This is a genomic window from Microseira wollei NIES-4236 (genome assembly GCF_020521235.1).
GTDB lineage: Bacteria > Cyanobacteriota > Cyanobacteriia > Cyanobacteriales > Aerosakkonemataceae > Microseira > Microseira wollei.
Genome location: NZ_BLAY01000051.1, coordinates 48,064 through 56,138, shown reverse-complemented (window position 1 = coordinate 56,138; position 8,075 = coordinate 48,064). Strand labels below are relative to the sequence as shown.

Here is an 8,075-nt window from a genome sequence, read left to right as displayed (position 1 = left end):
AATTGCGCGCCGCCGAAGACCCAGAGTTTGAAACTTTCTACACGAAAAACATTTTGTTGAATGAGGGCATCCGCGCTTGGATGTCACCTCAGGATCAACCGCACGAAAACTTTATCTTCCCTGAGGAAGTTCTGCCTCGCGGAAACGCTCTCTAATCTTTAAGGGCGGGCAATACACGCCCCCAGACTGGAAGCATCTCGTGTAAAACACAACCCCTACCAGATGGTAGGGGTCTTTTTTTTGACTTCCTCTTCTCTCCATTTTTTAATCGGTGTGTTATCTTAACTGAAGGTGTACAACACCTGAAATGGAACAGACTCCCGTTTGAGAAAAAGACCGCTCAGGCAACAAGGAGGTGATGCCCATGATAGAAAGTAGTAAACGCATGGGTCATCAGATTGAAGTTATCCGGCTGTGTGCCGGGGCTGTTCTCTAGCAGTTAGCCTTAGTTCCTTCGGGAACTAAAACGCTGCAACTGCTGGTAATAACTGAAGAGTTCCTCCCGGCAGTCAGGTTCAATCTGAAGACCCGCTAGACCGCTCTCGCGTTGTTGGTTAAATTTTCCAACCAACCCGCGAGAGCGGATAGTTTTTTGGGGATTTATGAGAAGATTTGGCAAAAAATCTTTATATTATCGCAGAAACCAGCAATCCGAAGGTTAAAAATAAGGAAAATTCTGTTAATCTATAACTTGAGTCGGCGTTGCCAAGGCAATACGCCCGGTCGCCTTGATAGAAACCAAACATAGGTCTGGTTTGGGAGGAAACCTGGGGCTAAACCCAAGGAAACGGTTCAAATCATCAAATCAAGCCAGCGATATGCCTCCCAACGCTTCGCGAACGCAGCTCAACCAAGCTCTAAACCGTTAAAAGCCTGCTTTTGGCAGCTTGGTTTGTCCAAAAGTTGGCATAAAAAAGAATATCAGGGGTTAAAAAGCGGTTAAGGTGGTAAGGAAGAAGCGATCGCTTACTTGAAAAAGCGGCGAGTCAAAAGGCAAGCGATACCGCCTGGATGATGTAGGCTGTTAAATTCCCAAAAATTAGACCTGCGGTTGTGTAAGGTTTAGTACGGAAAGCCTACCTGCCGAAGAGTACCATTGCCCTCAGGCATGGGCGTATCAAGGGTCAGTAAGATGTAGAGCGTAGTGCCTTGACCCAAAATGAGCGATCGGATCAGCGGCGCTATTGAAGCAACGGGCATTACTAATTCTTGGGCGTTCCTCAGCCCAGAAATCTCCAGCTCTATTGTGTGGTGAGTGTAAACATTCGGTGTGAGGATAAGAGGAAAATGTCTAATATTTTGTGGAAATCTCTGCTAATTAACCCAGTTTTTCTGGGAACCACGCTGGTATTCGGTACTTCAGCAATTGCAGCCGAAAACCAAGCAACCAATTTAACAGGCAGCCACAGAACCGAAATAGCTGCTCTGGCGTTAAATTCTACGCCGCTGGCAACTGATAAAGCCGCTTCAGACTTTTCAACCAATTCTACAACCGAGTTAGAAAAGCTCGCTCTTGGTAAATCAGTTAAGCCGTTAGAGGATTCTATCACCTCCGGCAAGCAGGCTGAAGTATCTGGCGCGACCGTAGCACAGGCAGTACCGAATACGAGGAATGCACCCGCTGCCAATCCTGACAGAACGTTAAATCAAATTCTGCAATATGGCAGCGAAAACTCTGCCAACAGAAATTCACAGGGTCAGGTAACCTCAGTTTCCCAGCTGACGGACGTAGACCCCACTCACTGGGCATTCCAAGCATTGCAATCTCTAGTTGAGCGCTACGGTTGCATTGAAGGATATCCGGATCGCACCTATCGCGGCAACCGGGCGCTGACGCGCTACGAATTTGCGGCTGGTTTAAATGCTTGTTTAGACCGAATCAACGAGTTAATTGCCGCAGCAGTCGCCGATTTGCCCAGCAAAGAAGATTTGGCGACTATCAGGCGTCTGCAAGAAGAATTTGCCGCAGAACTTGCCACCTTGCGAGGACGGGTAGATGCATTAGAAGCGCGCACGGCGAGGCTAGAAGCTCAGCAGTTTTCTACGACTACGAAACTGAAGGGTGAAGTAATTTTTGCGGTCACCGACGCCTTTGGCGGAGCTAGTCCAGGTGGAAACGATGACGACACCAATACCGTGTTCCAAGACCGGGTGCGTTTAGAATTCCAAACCAGTTTTTCCGGAAGGGATTTGTTACACACCCGTCTGGCGGCTGGTAATGCTGGACAATTTAACTTCCCAAGCACGAACAACAACTTCACAAGGTTGACTACAGGTGAAGGCACCCAGCAATTTAACCTTGGTAACACTGGCAACAACGATATCATTTTAGACTGGTTGGCCTATCGATTCCCCTTATTTGGCAAGTCTCAGGCGTATGTAGCCGCGTTTAATGGGATTCACAGCGATTACGCTCCCACCGTCAACCCTTACTTTGAAGACTACGACGGTGGAAATGGCGCGCTTTCTGTCTTTGCTCAAGAAAGCCCGATTTATCGGATTGGCGGCGGTGCAGGTGCAGGGGTAAACTTAGCCTTTGGCGAGGGCGGTATCCTGGGACGAAGTTCGCTCACCTTGGGTTACCTGGCAGGGCCTGGTGCTAACGATCCCAGAGATAAAAATGGCCTGTTTAATGGTGAATATGCTGCGTTGGCTCAGCTGAACTTCAATGTCAGCAATACCTTTGGCTTGGCTTTAACCTATGTCCACGGTTACCACAACGCTGGTAATGCCATCTTCGATCTTGGTGGTGGTGGCACCAGGGGTTTTGTTGGTACTGGTTTAGCTAATACGCCAGCAACTGTTGCAGGATTTCCAGGACGACCTATCGTGACTAACTCCTACGGTGCATCGGCAGCGCTTCGCATCAGCAAGAATTTCTCCATCAGCGGTTATGCTGCTTTCACCGACGCGATTATCATTGGTCGGGGACATGCCGATATTTGGACTTGGGGCGGTGGTCTTGCCTTCCCAGACTTCGGTGGGAAGGGTAATGTGTTGGGTCTGTTCGCCGGTGTGGAACCATACTTAACCGAGATCGATGCGCCAGGAAATTCTAATTTCGAGGACGATCCTCCTTACCACATCGAAGGCTTCTACAAGATCCAGGTAACGAATAATATCTCATTCACCCCCGGCGTCATCTGGCTGATGTCTCCCAACCAAGATAACGACAACGACGACATCTTTATTGGCACCCTCAGAACTACCTTCAGCTTCTAGCAGTAGGGGAATTTTTCCCAGCTAAAGCAAGCCCCCTTCCCAGGGGGCTTGTGGGCTTGAACTAACGCGCGAGCGCATTTTTATCGGGACTCAGGCAAAGAAACCGGGTTTCTATGAAAAATGGTCGGTTTGGCAACTGGAGATTCCAGCAAGAAACCCGGTTTCTAGGACTGTCCTGGGTAAGCCCTGTTTATCAATGGTCGCACCGGGCAACAAGATCGATAACCTGCAAAACTACAGTGGAAAACCGGGGTATACTGGAGGGGATCGTATAATCTTTCTGTCATCTAAACCGTGGAACTCTCGTGTAAAAGTGAATACGCGCTTTTAGCTTTATTAGAACTGGCAATTTCTTACAATGAAGGCGAGCCATTGCAAATTCGGCAGATTGCCGCTAAACAAAATATTCCTGACCGATATTTAGAACAACTGCTGGCTAGTTTGAGGCGCTGCGGTTTGGTGCGTAGCCAACGCGGGGCAAAAGGTGGCTATCTTTTGGGTCGGGACCCCTGGAAAATTACCCTACTGGAGGTGGTGTCCTGTTTGGAAGGATTAGATCCGCAATCCTCTAAACTTGATACCAAACCAAAAACAGTAGAAAGTGCCGTACTGCGAGAAATATGGCATGAAGGGATGGAAGCTGCTTATTCAGTTTTGCAAAAATACACGCTACAAGATCTGCGCGAGAAGCGAGATTCAAGGCGTCAGCTGGATATTATGTATTACATCTAATGGGTAATGGGTAATTGGTCATTGGTAATTGGTTAAAATCTTACCGATGGCAGAGCATCTCAGGACTTAGCCATGACGAACTCAGAAACCGTTTTCCTAGAAACCCGGTTTCTTGGCGTAAGTCGTGGATCTATTACCGATTACCGATTACCGATTACCGATTACCGATTATGGGAATTGCCCGCGATATTAACTCAAGTTGCTAGTTATCTCTCTTGGAGCGGCTAATGGCTAATGGCTAATGGCGAGATTGGTAAAAATCCTATATTAGCAATTAGCAATTAGCAATTAGCAACGCCCTTGTTTATCACTAGCAACTTGCCTGATTACAGAATTAGTCGGTCGGACACCGCTGGTACAATTGAACCGCATCCCTCAATCAGAAGGCTGCATGTCACGAATTGTGGTGAAATTAGAGGGAAGGAACCTGACGGCTGCGGTTAAAGACCGCATTGGTGCGAGCACGATCGATGTAGCAGAGAAAGAAGGATCGATCGCACCGGGTAAAACCGTTTTGCTAGAACGAACTTGGGGAAATACGGGTATTGCGCTGGCAATGGTGGTGGCAGCGCCTGGTTATCGCTTAATTTTAACGATGCCGGAAACCATGAGCAGCGAAACAAGGGCGATGTTGCGCGCTTATGGTGCCGAATTGGAACTGACGCTTGGTATTGAGGGCATGACTGGGGCAATAAGACGGGCGCAGGAAATTTGGGAAACGATGCCCGATGCTTATATGTTGCAGCAGTTTCGCAACCCAGCCAAAGCCAAAATTCATTGCGAGACGACCGCTGAAAGTTGATTTAATTGATTGGGTAATCGCCGTGACCGATGAGGAAGCGATCGCTTACGGGCGCCGTCTCGCCCACGCAGAAGGACTGCTCTCCGGTATCTCCAGCGGTGCTGCTTTATTTGCCGCGATTTGGGTCGCTCAACGTCCTGAAAACCAGGATAAGTTGATTGTGATGGTTCAGCCCAGTTTTGCAGAACGCTATTTAAGCACCCCCCTGTTCCAAGATCCAGAATCCAAGTTTTCCGTTTTGCCTATAAAGCTTGACAATTTATCTAAAAAATGGTATTGCCCCGTGGTTTCAAAAGCTGTGTTTGCAGACTCGTGGGAAATTTTTACAATCGAAAATGTTGTTCGCGTTTAAGGGAAGCTGCTTTAGAGGCGGCTAAACTCCCGTCGATTTGTAAGGCAGCTAAAAATGAGAGATCAAAACTACTACGAAACGCTAAAAGTTAGTCAGAAAGCGACGCAAGCAGAAATCAAGCAAGCTTATCGCCGTTTGGCGAAGCAGTTTCACCCAGATACTCAAAAGGAAACGGCAGATAGCGATCGCATCGTTGAGATCAATGCTGCTTATGAGGTGTTGGGAGATCCGACGCGGCGACAGTTTTACGATCGGCAAATATCGGGCAACTCGGCAGTTGCATCGGCAACGGCGCAAAAACAACCCCAAAAGCGGCGACCAGCTGCGCCAGACATCGACGCTCAAATTCAGCTATGGCTGGCTCAAGTGTATCAGCCGGTGAATCGCTTGCTCTCTCGCATTCTCAATCCCCTACAATCGCAGATCGACGAACTCTCTGCCGATCCGTTTGATGATGAACTTTTGGAAGCTTTTCAGGATTATCTGAACAACTGCCGCCAGTTTTTAAGCGAAGCGCAGAAAATTTTTCGTTCCATGCCTAACCCCTCCCCAGTCGCTGGTGCGGCGGCAAACCTTTACTACTGCCTCGATCGCGTCGGGGATGGAATTGACGAGTTTGAGTTTTTTACCGCCAACTACGACGATAGCTACCTGCACGCGGGTCGCGAAATGTTTAGAATAGCCGCTGGACTGCGCCGGGAAGCCCAATATGCCTTGAGAAATGTGACTTGAGGGCTTCCTCTCGCCTGCATCCATGTCAGGGTAGAGACTAGCGATACCCAATCCCAAAGAAACTTATACCCATCCCATTGAAAGGATAATGGTAATTGAGGGGATCAACCCAGCTTAAATTTGGCGGAAATTAGTTTATTCTGAAAAAAGGGCTTTATCTAACTTAACAATTCCCACCCCGCGACTTTAGCGTACTCGCTCCAGTTGTTGACCCAGGAGGACAGGTGTTCTGTCGAAACTGGTTAGCTAAATTGGACAAAAAACTCGATTTTGATTATGAAATGCATCATTAATCGTCGCGCTCAGTTTTCAGCAAGTCACAGATACTGGTTACCAGAACTGAGTGAAGCCGAGAACATTCAGCAATTTGGTGCCTGCTCTCGTGCGCCAGGACACGGACATAACTACGTCCTATTTGTCTACATGGCTGGTGAATTGGATGAGTACGGTATGGTGCTGAACTTATCTGATGTCAAGCATGTAATCAAACGGGAAGTTACTAGCCAACTGGACTTTTCCTATCTCAACGATGTCTGGTCGGAATTTCAACAAACGCTGCCAACAACCGAAAATATCGCGCGGATAATTTGGCAGCGACTGGCACCCTACTTGCCAATTGTGCGAATTCAACTGTTTGAACATCCTGAACTTTGGGCAGATTATCTAGGAGATGGAATGGAAGCTTACCTCACACTTAGCACCCACTTTAGTGCGGCGCACCGACTGGCGCGTCCCGACCTCAGCTATGAGGAAAACTGCGAAATTTACGGCAAGTGCGCTCGTCCGAACGGTCACGGTCACAACTATCATTTAGAAGTAACCGTCAAAGGCGAAATGGACGAACGCACTGGCATGATAGTCGATTTGGGCGCATTACAGAAAGAGATCGAAGATCTTGTAGTCGAGCCTTTGGATCACACTTTCTTGAATAAAGATATCCCTTACTTCGCCAACGTTGTTCCTACGGCTGAAAATATTGCTGTCTATATTGGCAACGTACTAAATCAGCCAATTCGGGAATTAGGTTCTCAATTGTACAAGGTTAAGTTGATTGAAAGCCCGAATAACTTCTGCGAAGTTTACGCGGCTGATTTAGCTGAAAATGCAATTGGTAGCAAGAGAAGCGAACCCGTTTTAGTGCGCTTGTAACTTTTTGGGTCATAGGTAATGGGTAATGGGTAATGGAAAGTCGGCGGCTGACTTGTTCGCTAATTACCAATTACCAATTACCCTTTATCAGGTATTGTTCTTCTTGTTACGGGTTAACTAATGACAGTGAAATCGGCAGATCCAATGTTGGCGACTGGCACTCCAGTCAGGGACGCTAAAATTTCCTTGGTACTAGTCAGACTAATCAATGTCGCATTATCACCTTGACTAATCAATAACTGTCCGAATTACAGACCTCCAGCTAGTGCAATTAAATCTTGACCATCCTCAAAACCAACAATTGTTTCAGTTCCGCCACTCAAGGACAAGACAAAGCGATCGCTTCCACCTCCACCTGTGAGAGTATCGTTGCCTAAATCCCCCGCAAGCGTGTCGTTACCATTGCCTCGATTGAGGGCATCGTTGTCTATACCCAGATTGCCAAAGAGCAAATCGTTGCCCACGTCGCCCATCAGGCTATCATTGCCATTGTTGCCCGTCAGGTTATCGTTGTCTTTCCCACCGTAAAGGCGATCGTTACCCTCACCACCATCTAAGGTATCGATGCCTTGGTTACCGTAGAGTAAATCGTTACCTGCTTCACAGAACTTGGCTAAACTTGCTTAAAGTTCACCATTCAACCAGAAACAGTTTCTGGAGGGTCTGCTTCCTGCTTCAACCAAGGGAGTCGGCTCCTACTTGTCCACAGGCGTCAATTCCGCACGGGGCCGAGCGTACTCGGAAGATCAAGAAAAAATTGAGGTTGTGCGAAAAAGGTTTCGCGGTCTTTGTGCCTTGGTTTTCGGCAACCCGTCTAACTTACCAAAAAAATACCCGCTCGTTGCGAGTCGGTATGGTTAAGTTTAGTTAAATTTTTGGCTATTTAGTCAAGCTCCTTTACCGTTAATCAGGTCATTGCCTTCTGCGCCTTGGTCGTACACAGGTACGGGACGGTTGCTGCGATCCCCCCAACCGTATTTAATAACTCAAGTTGCTAGTTATCGAAAAAGAGCGGCTAATGGCTAATGCCAGGAAAAATTCTATATTAGCAATTAGCAATTAGCAATTAGCAACTTACGTTATTAC

Annotated in this window: 6 protein-coding genes and 3 pseudogenes; 7 read left to right on the top strand and 2 right to left on the bottom strand. The window is 47.6% G+C overall.

All coding sequences use genetic code 11. The features are described 5' to 3' along the window. The 7 genes and pseudogenes from MiSe_RS18100 to MiSe_RS18070 all read left to right on the top strand — a co-directional run. A pseudogene (locus MiSe_RS18100) lies at positions 1–155 on the top strand (photosystem II D2 protein (photosystem q(a) protein)); the annotation flags it as partial. Between the two features lie 1,132 nt (positions 156–1,287). Next, a complete protein-coding gene (locus MiSe_RS18095) occupies positions 1,288–3,222 on the top strand; it encodes an iron uptake porin (RefSeq protein WP_226583002.1) in 1,935 nt (644 codons plus the stop codon). A 294-nt stretch (positions 3,223–3,516) separates the two neighbouring features. Further along, positions 3,517–3,954 carry an RrF2 family transcriptional regulator gene (locus tag MiSe_RS18090; RefSeq protein ID WP_226583000.1) on the top strand — a complete coding sequence of 146 codons (438 nt, stop codon included), beginning with the start codon at positions 3,517–3,519 and terminating at the stop codon, positions 3,952–3,954. A 72-nt stretch (positions 3,955–4,026) separates the two neighbouring features. After that, positions 4,027–4,182 (top strand): hypothetical protein, encoded by a 156-nt coding sequence (locus MiSe_RS18085; RefSeq protein ID WP_226582997.1) that lies wholly within the window; start codon positions 4,027–4,029, stop codon positions 4,180–4,182. Between the two features lie 94 nt (positions 4,183–4,276). Beyond that, a pseudogene (locus MiSe_RS18080) lies at positions 4,277–4,985 on the top strand (pyridoxal-phosphate dependent enzyme); the annotation flags it as partial. A 177-nt stretch (positions 4,986–5,162) separates the two neighbouring features. Further along, a complete protein-coding gene (locus MiSe_RS18075; protein ID WP_226582994.1) occupies positions 5,163–5,840 on the top strand; it encodes a J domain-containing protein in 678 nt (225 codons plus the stop codon). Positions 5,841–6,116: 276 nt separating this feature from the next. Further along, positions 6,117–6,989, top strand: coding sequence for a 6-carboxytetrahydropterin synthase (locus tag MiSe_RS18070; protein WP_226582991.1), 873 nt, complete (start codon positions 6,117–6,119; stop codon positions 6,987–6,989). Between the two features lie 248 nt (positions 6,990–7,237). Here the strand turns inward: MiSe_RS18070 and MiSe_RS18065 are convergent, their stop codons facing one another. Together MiSe_RS18065 and MiSe_RS52740 are read right to left on the bottom strand one after the other, a co-directional pair. Further along, on the bottom strand, positions 7,238–7,453 hold the full coding sequence (locus MiSe_RS18065) for a calcium-binding protein (protein ID WP_373872811.1): 216 nt from the start codon (positions 7,451–7,453) through the stop codon (positions 7,238–7,240). Next, positions 7,427–7,576, bottom strand: a pseudogene (locus tag MiSe_RS52740) (calcium-binding protein); the annotation flags it as partial. The gene MiSe_RS18065 and the pseudogene MiSe_RS52740, both read right to left, overlap by 27 nt. Positions 7,577–8,075 lie beyond the last annotated feature (499 nt).